This is a genomic window from Mycoplasma sp. 10961 (genome assembly GCF_055523525.1).
Genome location: NZ_JBVFVD010000001.1, coordinates 850,153 through 863,772, shown reverse-complemented (window position 1 = coordinate 863,772; position 13,620 = coordinate 850,153). Strand labels below are relative to the sequence as shown.

The following is a 13,620-nucleotide window of genomic DNA, read 5'->3' as shown; positions in this document are numbered from 1 at the left end:
ATTACCTCTTTATTATTTCGTTAGTATCTAAATTAATTATTGTGCTTGGAACTCCTGATCCTGGGCCAAAATTGTAAACTTTTTCTATTTGTGGAAAAATTGCATTTGCTTCTTCTATTTTAATTGTAGGATATCCTGAAATATTTGCACTTGACATATATATTGGACCAATTTTAGTTATTAGATCCAATAACCCTTGATGATTAGGCATGCGAAAACCTTGGTTATTTACAATAATTGTAGTTGGCCCCGGTCAATATTTTTGGGCAATTTCTTGTGCTTTTTTGTTTCATTCAGGGAATGGTGTAAGTTGTTTATAATTGCTAACTAAAATTATTATTTTTTTATTTAAGTCTCGATTTTTCACAAGGTATATTTCATCCAATGTTTGCTGATTTACAACCCCACCAATGCCAACAACGGTATCTGTTGTAGAAATAAATAAGTTTTTAATTTTATACATGTTATTATTATAGTTATTTTTATAACCATTACTATAAATTTGTTATAATTATTTTACTAATATAAATATAAATAAAGGAGAACTTATATGAAAATAGTATCTGATTATATGCCTTTTGAAACTTATAAAGATAAAGTGGACGAAAAGGTAATACCATTATTTAATGCAGCTATTGAGAATGCCTTTGATAGTGAAGAATATAAACAAGCTAAGAAATGAGCTTTAGCCGGTTATACAACTGCTGGCATTGGGGTTTTATTAATTCTAATAGCTTTCATTGTTTTTGCAGCAGCACCTAAAGGGGAAAATCTATGAACTGTGATTATTTCTGGATTTGTCTTAATTATTCTTGGTGCAATATTATTTTTTGCAACTGTATTGATATATAGAAAATACAAAAGACTTAAAGATTTAATTTTTCAAAATATGGAAGATCGTATTAATGTTGAAAAACTTTACCGAGATTCATTTGCAATTTTAGACCCTAATTTTAATTTTATTGGTTATAAAACTGCAACTGCCAAAACTGCTATCAATCAATCTGCTTTTCAAAGCCATAGATATGAAGTGCCTGATGATGCTTATGTTTTAAGAATGGGTCCTGAGAAAATGTGAAACTTAGATAAGAAATATCCTGCTTATTTAAGAAATGCACAATGAGAAAGAGTAACAACTGATTTTAAGGGTAACCGAAAAACTGAGCATTATTATTCATGTCTTTTAATGATCGACACAACTAATTTAGGTGAAAAAGCATTTAACTTCAGTTTATTTAATAATCAAAATCATAAGAAACTATATAAAAAGTTATTTAACGACATAAAATTAGAAAATAAGGAATTTAATAAAGTTTTTGTACCAAGAAGTGATGATGATCTTAAAATTAGAATGATGTACACTCCTTTAGCTATGGAAACATCATTAAAAAGATTTAAAGATAACAAAAATTCAAAAGTTAGAAAACTGTCAATCACATCTTTAGGGAATTACATTTATTTTGAGTTTTCAAGTGATTTTTACTTTATGGATTTAGATTGAAAGCCGACACTTAATAAACAAAAATTATTTAAAAGTCTTTACAATGACTTCATTGTTGATACATATACCTTTTACTATCTAATATCATTAATTTATATACCATTATACTTAGCTTAATTTAAAAATATTATTTAGTATCTAAATAATATTTTTTTAAGGAGCATATGGCGAAAAAAGTAAATTTTTGGGTTGTATTTTGATTAATATTAAAAATTAGTTTTATTGCATTTGGTGGCGGCAATGCCTTAATGCCAATTATTAAAAGGGAAGTAGTTGATAAAAAACAGTGACTGGATAATGAAGAATTTAACCAAGTTGTAATAGTTACTAATATGTTGCCCGGGGCTTCAGTAATTCAAACTATTTCCTATATCGCAATTAAGAAGCTAGGCAGAATAAAAGGATCTTTAGTAACTTTGCTAGGTATTTTGCCCCATATCTTAGTTGCATTTGGAATTTTACTAATGTTTAATAAAATACCTTTTGAATATGTAAAAATTATTTCAGTTGGTGTGCTTGTTTCAATTATTGCTTTCTTGCTTGATTTTGGATATCGATTTTTAAAGCAAGCAAAGCAAGGAATGAAAAGTCCAATTTGAATTATTATTTTTATTTTTTCCTTGGCATTTTGTTTATTTATCCCAAGTCCATACAATACCCCGGTTCTTGCGATCATTTGTGTTATACTCGTTTACAGCATTGTTTATCTAATATGAAAGCGAAAGAGCAAATAATATGTTTATTGCATTATTATTTTCAATTCCTTTTTTAATATTGATATCGTTATCAGTATTTGGCGGGGGACAAGTGTTTATGCCTGTATTTGAATGATTTTGAAAATTTTTAAATAATCAATTTAATTTAGGTATTAGTGAAGAAAAGATTATTAATATTTTTACTGTTTCAAATACAACACCAGGAGTTGTATCTACTAAATTTGGGTTTATAACAGGATATTTAGTTGCTAATAATGAGTGATGAATGATTATCGCTGTTTTAATCACCTATGTTATGTTTTGCTTACCAGCAATTATCATTATGGTTTTAGCCATGAAATATGTTGATAAATTTAAGAAAAATACATATATGAAGAATTTATTAATTATAATGAAACCATTAGTGGCTGGCATTATGTTTGCACTTGCAATTCAATTATTTTTAGGTATTTTTGAACCTCAACTTTCGTTTAATAAAACTAGTGATAATTATATTTTGATACAAAAACCTACATCAGAAGTATTTTCAGGATACAAAAATATTTTATTAAAAATTTATGTTTTGCTAGGCATACCAGTATCATGATATTTAATAAAGAAGCTAAAATCATTATTTTTAATAATATTATTGAACATAATTATTTCACTAATATTATTTGCAATTCCATATGCATAATATTTAATTAAGGAGGAATTTTGAATAAAAATCCAAATCAAGAATATGTTAAAAAGCGTCTGGGTTTAACATCTGCACAAGCAAAAGACTTTTTAGAAAAATATGGCCCAAATACCATAAAAACTACTCAGAAAAAAAGCATCTTTAAAATCTTTTTGTCTCAATTTAAAGATTTTATGATTATCTTGCTTTTAATAGCCGCAATTTTTAGTTTATCAGTTGCATTTTATGAAACATTTGGTGCAAGTCATAAACCTGATACAACTGAAATTGTAATTAGTTTTGTTGAACCATTTATTATTTTAATTGTCATTATTTTAAATTCATGTCTTGGAACATATCAGGAAATAAAAAGTGATCAAGCCGTTAAGTCACTCGAAAAAAATAATCAATTAAATTCAAAGGTTATTCGTAATGGAGAAACAATTTCACTACCTGCTAGCGAAATTGTTCCAGGTGATTTAGTAATTGTTGAAGCGGGAGATTATGTAAGTGCTGATGGTATTTTGCTTGAATCTTATTCGCTTCAAGCAGTTGAATCAGCTTTAACTGGTGAATCTACTGGTGTAGATAAGCAAGTTAATTTTGAACTTGATGTTGCTCACCTTCCGCTTGGAGAAAGAAGCAATTATTTATTTTCTGGAACTTACATTACTACAGGTCGTGGAATTATATTAGTAACTGAAACAGGTTTAAAAACAGAAATAGGTAAAATTAATACTTTAATTGAAACTCAAGAAGTACAATTAACACCATTACAAATTAAATTAAATAAATTGAGCAAAATCTTTGGTATTAGTGGTGTTATTCTATTATTTATCACCACAATCACCCAATTACTTATTACTAATACTTTATTAATACCAAATGGTTGAAATCAGCCAGAAACTTATTCTAGTGCACTAATCGTAGGTATTTCGCTTGCTGTTGCAGCAATACCGGAAGGGTTAATTACTTTTACCACTGTATTGCTTGCTATTGGTGTTTCAAAAATGGCTAATGAAAATGTTATTATTAAAAGTTTCCCTTCAGTTGAAACATTAGGTGCTACAAATGTTATTTGTTCAGATAAAACTGGGACACTAACTGAAAATAAGATGACAGTGGTTGAATTTGAGGATGTTACTAACCCTAGTTCACTTGCTAATTCCAAAGCTTTATCTTATTTTGTGGCATGTTGTGATGCATCTGTTGTTTTAAATGAAAGAGGAGAATATGAAGAAGTTGGAGATCCTACTGAAACAGGAATCTTAATTTATGGAATGAAAAATAATATTTCAGCAGGTAATTTTTATTTAAAGCATAATAGATTAGATTCATTACCTTTTGATAGCGATCGTAAGGCAATGAGTATCTTAGTTAACAATGAAAATGATTTTAATACAATAATTGTTAAAGGTGCTCCTGATGTAATTTTAAGTAAATCTAGAAATGTAGATACAAAATATTATGAAAAAATTGAATCATGATCAAAGCAAGCTTATAGAGTAATTGCTTTAGCTTACAAAGATGTTTCTAAAGATAAAACTAAATTATCTTTAGAAGATGAACAAGATTTAACTTTTCTTGGTTTAGTTGGTATGATCGATCCACCTCGACAAGGTGTTAAAGAGAGCATCATTGAAGCTAGAGAAGGTGGAATTAAACCAGTTATGATTACTGGTGATCATTTAACTACTGCTTTAGCAATAGCAAAAGAATTAGGAATATTACAAGAAGGTGATAAATCAATTAATGGAACAACCCTGGCAAATATGTCTGATGAAGAATTAAAAAATGAAGTTAAACATATTTCAGTTTATGCAAGAGTAAGCCCAGCTGACAAATTAAGAATTGTAAAAGCATGGCAATCGCATGATAAAGTTGTCGCAATGACTGGAGACGGAGTTAATGATGCCCCAGCTTTAAAAGCAAGTGATGTAGGCCTTGCTATGGGAATTACTGGAACAGATGTTTCTAAGCAAGCTGCAGATGTTATTTTAACGGATGATAATTTTACTACGATTGTTAAAGGAATTAAAAGTGGCCGCGAAACTTTCGACCGTATTAAATCAGTTATATTAAATTTATTAGTATCTTCTCTTACTGAAATCATTGTAATGTTAATTGGACTATTTGTTTTATCATTTATCTTTAAAAATGATATTCAAGGTAAGGATTTAATTATTCTTTCTGCTTCGCAATTATTATGAATTAACTTATTAACCCATGGTTTACCAGCTATCGCATTAGGAATGAGTCCTAATGATGTTGATGTTATGAAACGTAAACCATTTAAAAAAACCGAAAGCATCTTTTCACGTGGTATGGGGAAGAACTTAGTAATTTATAGTTTAATTTTAAGTTTTTTCTCAATCTTATCATATGTAATCGTTGCATTTTATGCAAGAAGTGAAAATATTGCAGGTGATCAATTTATTAGGCTCACTTCCACAAGTATGTTTGTTACCTTAGGCATTGGGGCTAGTCTCAACTCTCTTAATCTAATGTCTAAAAAATCTATCTTTATGTTTAGTTGAACTAAATATAAATTAGTTTATTTAGCAACAATTTTTTCAACAATATGTGTTTTATTTGCCGCCTTTACTCCAGGAGTAAGAGATGTCTTTAAAATGGCTGAAATTTCACAAATTAAAAATTATAACGTTGTGTATTGGTTTATTCCAATTATTTTAGGACTTGGTTTAATAATCTTTGTTGAAATTGAAAAATTTATTAAATTATTTATCAATAAAAAATAATCTTAAAACAAACCTTTAGGATAATACCTAAAGGTTTTTGTTATTTAAAAAGATATTCATTATAATGAATATCTTTTAGTTTTATTCAATAATATCAGTAGAACTTATAAAATCTTTTATGATATCTCTTTTGAAGACTGCTTTTTCTAATGTGTAGTTGATTCATGGTAAAGCTATAAGAAATGCTAATGTTATTACATAAAGTAAAATAGGTACATAATTTTTAATTAAATCACTTTTCCCATTATCTCAGAAAACACCTCAACCTGAAGGGTTAGTTTTATCTGTGGCAAGGTTTGCAAATTGGAAATATAAGTATGAAGATTCAACAAATAAAATTCCAAGTACTGCCGATATTGCACTAATGTAAAATAGATAATCATTCATTTTCTTTGTTTCTGAATATGATTTTCTTTTTAGAGTATATTTTAGTATAACTAAACCATAAATAATGAAGAAGAATAGAGTAGTGAAGTTTGAAACTGCATCTAATATAATATCAGTATTTAATGATAGAGTTGGTACTAAAATTGTTAAAAAGTAAAATGCATGAACTAATACAATATAAATAATAGTAGTTTTTAATTCACCAAATTTCTTTAATAATGAGCTTGAGCCAAATAAAAATTTATTCCTTACACTTATACGCATTTCATTAACAAAGGCAGCTGAAATACCGTTAGTAACTCCTAAAGCTGATAAGAAGATAAAGAAGATTACAGCGGTAGTAATACCTGTTTTTCATTTATCTGGTAAAGAGTCATTTAATACACCATGTACTGAACCAGATGAGTGTAGTATCGATGAAACTGCAATTAATGAATAAAGATTAACAATAAATGTCATAGCAATTAAAATTGCTTTTGGTAGTGTTTTTGTAGGATTTTTAGTTTTCTCAGACATAGAGTTTGAAACTAAAAAAGCATCATAAGCAAATAATACAGCTGGCAATGCTGCCACAATACCTTTAATTGAGAATGCATTTTTTAAAAATGCATTTGTCCCATCATTATTATGAGTTGTTGGAAAAATAATTCCAATAAATAGCGCAGCAAATAAAGGTATAAATTTAATAATTGTAATTACAAATTGAAATTTAGCAGTTACTTGGTATGACCATATATTTAAAGAGATATAAATAATTGTTATGAACAATCCCACAAAGACGTGTGTTACTAACGTAACAGATTTTGCAAATTCAACATCAGCTAATATTAAGAAATAAAAGAATGCTTCAGATGCAAAAATTCCTAATACTGCACTTAGAATACCTCAATAAAATATTGAGTATCCTAGCGAATTATGGTAAGCTAATTTTTCATTCTTAGTTACTTTGTAAACTCAATTACTTAATCCAGATAACTTACCATTTTTAAATGAACCTATTTCAGCAAATGATACAGCAGCACACATTGAAATAAGTCCTCCAATGATTCATGCAAATAATCAGCTTAAACCATCTCCATCAGTAGCCCGCGAAATAGAGCCGTTTTTGAAAAAGATACCAATCCCGACTACTGATCCAACGATCATAGCTACAGATAAAAGTAAACCTATTTTTCTATCTTTTGTCATTTAAAAACCTCCTTATTTAATTTATGGGATAATTTTACCATAAATATTGATATATATATATATATATATATATATATAAACTAAAAAAAATTCCATATGTAATAAATTTATTACATATGGATTAAATTAATAAAGTAGATCATTTGTTGATCTTCTATATTGTATAAATGAGATTATTGCAAATATTATTATTGCTACAAATGAGAGTAAGATTCAGTTAGTGGTAAATGTTCAAAAATTATAAAAAGCATTTGTTTCAAGTGCTTTTATCCCTGTAATTAAGTTAATTACAGGATTTATAGTTGATAAAACTAACGGAATACCTACTATAAATACAGCTAAAAGAATAACAAATAAATGTAATGATTGGTAAAATATAATTCAACGGGGTTTTGTTCTTAAGGCTTTTAAAATTCCAATACTTTTACGTTTTGAATCTGAGAGAGACTTAAGATATGTAACTAAGAAACTGAAAAATAAGGCGATAAAAATTATAAATATACCAAATGTGATCAATTGAATTAGTTTACCATTTTGTAATAGTTCAAATATGATGGAATCAGGGCTATCATAAACATGATATTTTGTTGATAAAGCGTTTAAGAATTCAATATTTAAAGATTCACCATAACTATTAATAAATAGATTAATAAGTGAATTAGAATTCTCGAAATATTGATCAATTAGATCATGGTGATACCTTATTTCAGGTTCGTCACCCTCATAAATTCCAACTATTTTCATAGTTAATTCAGGCAAATCCGTTTTAAGTTTTGCTGTTATTTCCTCGTTTAACTTAAAACCAAAGTGTTGTTGAGAATCTTCAAGAAACGAATTTGAAACAATTATTTCATTATAATTATCAGGCATTTTCCCTTCAACTAATTTTACATTTAAATCTTGTCTTGATTTGGGTGCATAACGTGTTGAATTAGAAAATCAATTATTTGGTTGAACCTTTGATACTGTTTGAAAAAGTTCATTTGAATTACTTAGTATTGTTAAGGTTTTTTTACCTAATTCCTTAAGTAAGTCTTGGTGGATTCAAAAGTTAACCGCATTATTATATTCTGGTGTTTTAAAACTACCTACTATTTTAATTTCGTAATTAATGTTTTTAAGTTGTTGGTTAAGATATACATCTTGAAAGTTGGATGTAAAATAAGGTTGTAAAGTTATTGTTTGATTAATTGGATTTTTTAGACCTAATATATTGGCAAAATTTTCATTAATAACAATTTCATTTTTATTTTGAATAAAACTACCTTTTACTTCGTTTAATGTTTTGAATCTTTGCTCAAAAAACGCATCGTTAGTTACTTGGAGTTGTGAGAAACTAATTGCCGTGTTGTTATTATATTTAAGTCTTAGGTTTGCGGGTTTTGGAATTATTGTATAAGCTTTATTTATATTTGGTTCTTGTTTTAAATTTTTAATATCATCATCACTAAAGTTTGAATTATCTTTTTTACTTATTTTGAATAAATCTAGATTATTACCAGAAATAAATGTTTGGTTAAATCTTGTGGTACCTATATTAAGGTTAAATATGATTAGAGTTGAAAATAAGGCGATTATAAACGTAAGAATAATTAGCAAGACTTGTCAAGTTTTAGTTTTCAAATCATTTTTTATAAATTTTGTTGCAATTTTCAGTTTATTTTTAACACTTAGTTTATCATGATTTGTTTTTCGCAAAATATTGTCACTATTATTATTGAAGGGTTGGCTATCATCTTTCTCAATTACAAATTGGGAATCTTCAATTCTAACAATCTTATCTGCATATTCTTTTACTAATTCATAGTTGTGGCTTACTACAACAATAGTTTTTGTAGTTGATAATTCTTTTAATGTCTCAAAGATTAATTTGGAGGTATCTAAGTCTAAATTACCTGTAGGTTCATCAAGTAAAATAAAATCTGCTTGTCTGTTTATCGCTCTTAAAATTGCTACTCTTTGTTGTTCTCCGCCTGAGAGTTTTTTAATATCACTATTTAGTATTTCTTTTTTAATATTAATTGAGTTTGCTTGTTTTATTAGATTATCTTTGTCTAGATCATAACCTAACACACCATTTCCAATTTGAAGGTTCTCCATAACGTTTAAATTATTAAATAAGTTAAAGTCTTGGAATACTAAGTCAATTTTCGGGTCTAGGATTTCATTTCCTTTATGATCAAAATAGATTATGCTTTTTGAAAAAGAATTTTTAATTTTTGCTATTTGTCACAATAATGTTGTTTTACCTATACCTGAATCACCAACAAAAGCTGTTATTTTATTTTGAGGGATTTCTAAACTAACGTTATTCAAAAGAACTCTTTCGTTATTTTTACCAACTTTTGTTGTTAAATTACTAATTTTTATCATAATTCTCCAAGATTTTTAAAATTTGTTTAGTGTAAAAATATCCAATTATATTAACAAATTGATATTTTTCAAGATATGACTTTAATCAGTTAATAAGTCTTTCCTTATTTACTTTTGTCTCTGAATAAATTTTGTCAAAATTCTCACTAAAATATAGGTAAATGCCATATATTTCCCTAGGGTTTAATTGTATCTTTGGATCTTCGTTAATTAAATTATTTATTTTTTGATTTATTAAATTAATTGTAGTTGTATCTATGTTTTTGACTATTTTACTAAAAATAAGAATTTCAACGGAGTCCTTGATAGTTATGTTTTCTTTTTTTATTTCTTTTATTTGATCTGCGTAATTATATAAAATAAAATAAGGTATTTTAGCAGTATTATTATTTAGTTTTAATAAATATGATTGAGCTTTAAATAAATAAAGCCTGTCAGTGGAACTAAGATCTCTATTCTCTAATTCTGAGAGAATTTTTAATAATTCGCTTTTTTTATTATTAATTACAGAAGGGTCAAAATTTAAATAAAAAATAAGATATCAGTATAATTCTGTTGCATATAAATCTCAGAAATTTGTATTTTTTTCATAACTAATGTATACTTCATCATAAGTTTGATCTATTGTATTTTTAATTTTATTTAAATCTACCTTTAAATCAGGTTCATTTTTGAACATTAAATAAAAATGAGTAAGGTGCTGGATACTATTTTTAATTGTGTTAGCCGATATAACATCAGCTTGTAAACTTTTTAAATATTTATTCTTTAATTCTTTGTTAAAATCTATATCATAAGCGACGAAATCCTTCCCAAAAATTTCCATTAAAAGATTTAAATAATAATACCAATAAGGGCCATTTGTTAATATTTGATTTCTCCAGTTCTTTTTAATGAAATCATAATGTTCTTGGTCATTGATATCAAATAATTTCTTGAATATACTGTAAATCAAAATTTTATCAGATGTATATAAACCATCTTGATCCGGGACATTAGGAAAATAATGTTTTTTTAGGTTTTCGTTCCACTTTATTAGTTGATCTTTTTTGGGTAAAGCAATTTTTTTTGCATCCTCAATTGGCAAGGTGTTAATAAATGCTAAAGTTGCAAAACCATCTACAACATGATTCCTTACTTTTTTATCATCTGGCTCTAAATGATGGGGGTATGAAAAATTAAAATTATTAAAAATGTATTCGACGTGTGGAACCAAATTAAAATAATCACTTAGTTTATAACCTTTTAAAAGATATGCATTATTAATTTCCATTAATGAATATGAACTACTAATATATTTTGTCATGACGTCTGCTTTTTCATAAGTTTCAAGATTTAAAATATTTAGTTTATCATCTCAAAATGTTTTTAAATAATTATTAAAAGTTTTAATATCTATTTCATTGTCAAATGCGAATAGTATTTTTAAATATTCGCCAAGGGTGTCTGGCTTTATACTATAAAAAGAAGGTAATGCTTTCATTCTGCTTTTTATTTGTTCTAATATTTCGGTGTTATTAATTGCTCTATAATATTGCAAATAATCAACAATAATATAGTAATTTATAGAAGTTTTTTCTTCATACGTATAAACAATTTCATTTTTATTGTTTAAATAAACTTTATCTGCTAAGTGATTGATTAATTTTTTTTCTATTTCTAAATTATTTGTTTTATAGTTTTTAAATTCATAATCATCATCTTTGTGGTTAAAATATTTAAATCTAATTATATATTTATGAACAAAAGGGCTATAAATCACTGCAACAGTTATACCCGTTGCAAATATAGTAAAAAAAAGTAATAGAAAAAAAAGTCAACGCTTTTTTCTTTTTGTCATTTTTATTAGTTTCCATCTTTTGTTATATATGAAAAGATTTTATTTTTTATTCTAAATGATGCTTTTAAATTTTGCGAAAATCCTCAATATGCCCATATTCATGCTCTATCTTTTGATATAGAAGTTAACTCATTAGTATTATCTAATGTTAATCTTTCAGTAACTGAATTTCATCCAATACTTAAAGAGGATCCGAAATTTGCTCCGGCTGGTAATGATAAACCAAATTGTAATGATGGGGCACCTATACCATTTATATGCGTGCTGAGGTTTTGTTCCATATTATTCACCCAAACTTTTTCACCATTTGGGAGCAACACATAAGTTCTGGCAATAGTATGTCAATCAACATAGTCTTGTCTAAATAAATTTCTTTTTACTGGCACATAACTATAGTTTAATTCTAAATGAGCAGTAACTTGCACACTATCCACCTTATAACTGTTTTTCCTTAAATCTCAACCATTTACAAATATTGTTTCAACAGCTCCTCCCTTACCATATTTTTCACCTATTCTGCGTTCTGTATCAAGGAACCAGTTTAAAAAACTTAATTGACTGTATGGCTGCAATAACGTCATTGTAATTATTGGTGACAAAGCTTTTGTCCTTTGTGTATTAGTGTAAACTAAAGCACCCGCAATTCCTGTTGCTCCAATTATTCCACTACTTAATAAAAATATTCTTTTTAGATTCATTCTCATACGAATATTATACCAGATCAAATTGTTTTTTGTAAAAAAGCTCCAAAGTTTGGGCAAAACTAAAGCCGGACAGAAAAGTTAACATGTAAATGTTAGCTTTTCTGTTACCATTCGTTGGTACCAACGAAGAATTTTTTTTGAAAGGATAAATTATGTCAAGACATTTAAAGAAAGAAGAATTTGCAAAAATATATGAAGAATATCAAAAATCAGGTTTCCCAGGTGCTTTCCAAGCTATTTACCAAATATCACCAGAAACAAAAAACTTACAAAGAAATAGTGTAAAAGTTGGAATTAATAAAATAATTAAGTATTATAATTTAGGTATGGAAGACTTATTGCAGACAAAGAAAGGTGAAAGCCGCAAAAAAGGAAGCGGCAAACCTAAGACGAAAAGAGAACCAAATTGAGATATTTTTGATCGTGATGATTTGTTACAAATAGCTAAAAGATATTATGAAATTACCAACGAATTACCAAAAAGTAAGAAAGTTATTGAATCTAAAAGTTTTAGTATAAGTTATGTTAAGCTTGCAGAAGTTTTTGGCATTTCTAGACAAACAATTTCTAAAACTCAAAATATTAAAATTGCACAAAAACTCCCTAAATATAGTGATGTAATCGAAAAATCGTTCGCAGAAACAAAGTCAAGATATGGAAGGTTAAAACTAAGTGTTTACATATCTCAAAAATACAAAATAGATATAAACGAACGTTCATTAGGGAGATATATGAACCTTTTAGGCCTAAAATGTAAGCTTAGACAAAAATCAAAACGAAAAGAAATTAAAAATGTATCTTCACAAATTGATAACTTCGTAAATCGTGATTATAACGATCAAAACAATCGAAATATTTATGCAACTGATGTTTCATATATAAAAGCGCCAAAAGATGTGTTAGAATCACACGTTTATTTGTCTGCAATTTTGTCTCATAAAACTAAACAAATTATTGGTTTTAAATTATCAAAAAGTAATAATCTAGAACTAGTTTTAGACAATTTAAATTCATTAAAGCAATACAAATTCAAAAATTTTATCATTCACTCAGATCATGGATTTCAATATACACATCATCAATATATTAAAGAAGTTAAAAATCTTGGTGGTATTATTTCGTTATCAAGAGTCGGAAATTCTCTTGATAATCGAGAAATTGAATATTGGTTTGGAATCATTAAAACTGAATTATTAAATGATTTAGATTATTCAAAAATAACATTTAATGAACTTAATGATATGATACAAGAATATGTAATTTGGTACAATAATGACCGAATTCAATCAAACTTAAACTGAAAAACTCCACAGCAATTTGCTATGGAATTATAAATAACTAAAATGTTAAATTTTGCTGTCCATGTTTAAACACAATTTTGTTTTTTGGAAAAGTCGTTTGCCAGTTATTAACAAAATAATTATGGTTTAATTTTATCATAATTTTTTACTTAAAAAAGATATGGAAAAATAGAAAACACTTAGTGTTTTCTCG

General features: G+C 26.9%; 10 protein-coding genes. 5 read left to right on the top strand and 5 right to left on the bottom strand.

From position 1 onward, the window contains the following. Position 1: 1 nt before the first annotated feature. Complete coding sequence (locus AC0B4T_RS03690) at positions 2–463, bottom strand: L-threonylcarbamoyladenylate synthase (protein ID WP_465103179.1); 462 nt, start codon at positions 461–463, stop codon at positions 2–4. 87 nt (positions 464–550) lie between these two features. Between AC0B4T_RS03690 and AC0B4T_RS03685 the strand changes: the two genes are divergently transcribed. The 4 genes from AC0B4T_RS03685 to AC0B4T_RS03670 are packed head-to-tail and all read left to right on the top strand — an operon-like array spanning position 551 to position 5,634. Then, complete coding sequence (locus tag AC0B4T_RS03685; RefSeq protein ID WP_465103178.1) at positions 551–1,618, top strand: hypothetical protein; 1,068 nt, start codon at positions 551–553, stop codon at positions 1,616–1,618. A gap of 47 nt (positions 1,619–1,665) precedes the next feature. Beyond that, positions 1,666–2,235 (top strand): chromate transporter, encoded by a 570-nt coding sequence (locus AC0B4T_RS03680; protein ID WP_465103177.1) that lies wholly within the window; start codon positions 1,666–1,668, stop codon positions 2,233–2,235. A 1-nt stretch (position 2,236) separates the two neighbouring features. After that, positions 2,237–2,893, top strand: a complete 657-nt coding sequence (locus tag AC0B4T_RS03675) for a chromate transporter (protein WP_465103176.1) — start codon at positions 2,237–2,239, stop codon at positions 2,891–2,893. Between the two features lie 20 nt (positions 2,894–2,913). After that, entirely contained in the window at positions 2,914–5,634 is a 2,721-nt protein-coding gene (locus AC0B4T_RS03670) for a cation-translocating P-type ATPase (protein WP_465103175.1), read from the top strand. Between the two features lie 81 nt (positions 5,635–5,715). On the opposite strand, the gene AC0B4T_RS03665 is transcribed toward AC0B4T_RS03670, so the two are convergent. The 4 genes from AC0B4T_RS03665 to AC0B4T_RS03650 all read right to left on the bottom strand — a co-directional run bounded on the left by AC0B4T_RS03665 (position 5,716) and on the right by AC0B4T_RS03650 (position 12,126). After that, on the bottom strand, positions 5,716–7,209 hold the full coding sequence (locus AC0B4T_RS03665; RefSeq protein WP_465103174.1) for an APC family permease: 1,494 nt from the start codon (positions 7,207–7,209) through the stop codon (positions 5,716–5,718). Positions 7,210–7,335: 126 nt separating this feature from the next. Then, positions 7,336–9,582, bottom strand: a complete 2,247-nt coding sequence (locus tag AC0B4T_RS03660) for an ATP-binding cassette domain-containing protein (RefSeq protein ID WP_465103173.1) — start codon at positions 9,580–9,582, stop codon at positions 7,336–7,338. Beyond that, positions 9,569–11,344: a hypothetical protein gene (locus AC0B4T_RS03655; protein ID WP_465103172.1), complete on the bottom strand. Its 1,776-nt coding sequence runs from the start codon at positions 11,342–11,344 to the stop codon at positions 9,569–9,571. Before AC0B4T_RS03655 ends, AC0B4T_RS03660 begins: the two co-directional genes overlap by 14 nt. Before the next feature lie 83 nt (positions 11,345–11,427). Beyond that, a complete protein-coding gene (locus AC0B4T_RS03650; protein ID WP_465103171.1) occupies positions 11,428–12,126 on the bottom strand; it encodes a hypothetical protein in 699 nt (232 codons plus the stop codon). A gap of 152 nt (positions 12,127–12,278) precedes the next feature. Between AC0B4T_RS03650 and AC0B4T_RS03645 the strand changes: the two genes are divergently transcribed. Then, positions 12,279–13,460, top strand: a complete 1,182-nt coding sequence (locus tag AC0B4T_RS03645) for an IS3 family transposase (RefSeq protein WP_465102832.1) — start codon at positions 12,279–12,281, stop codon at positions 13,458–13,460. Positions 13,461–13,620 lie beyond the last annotated feature (160 nt).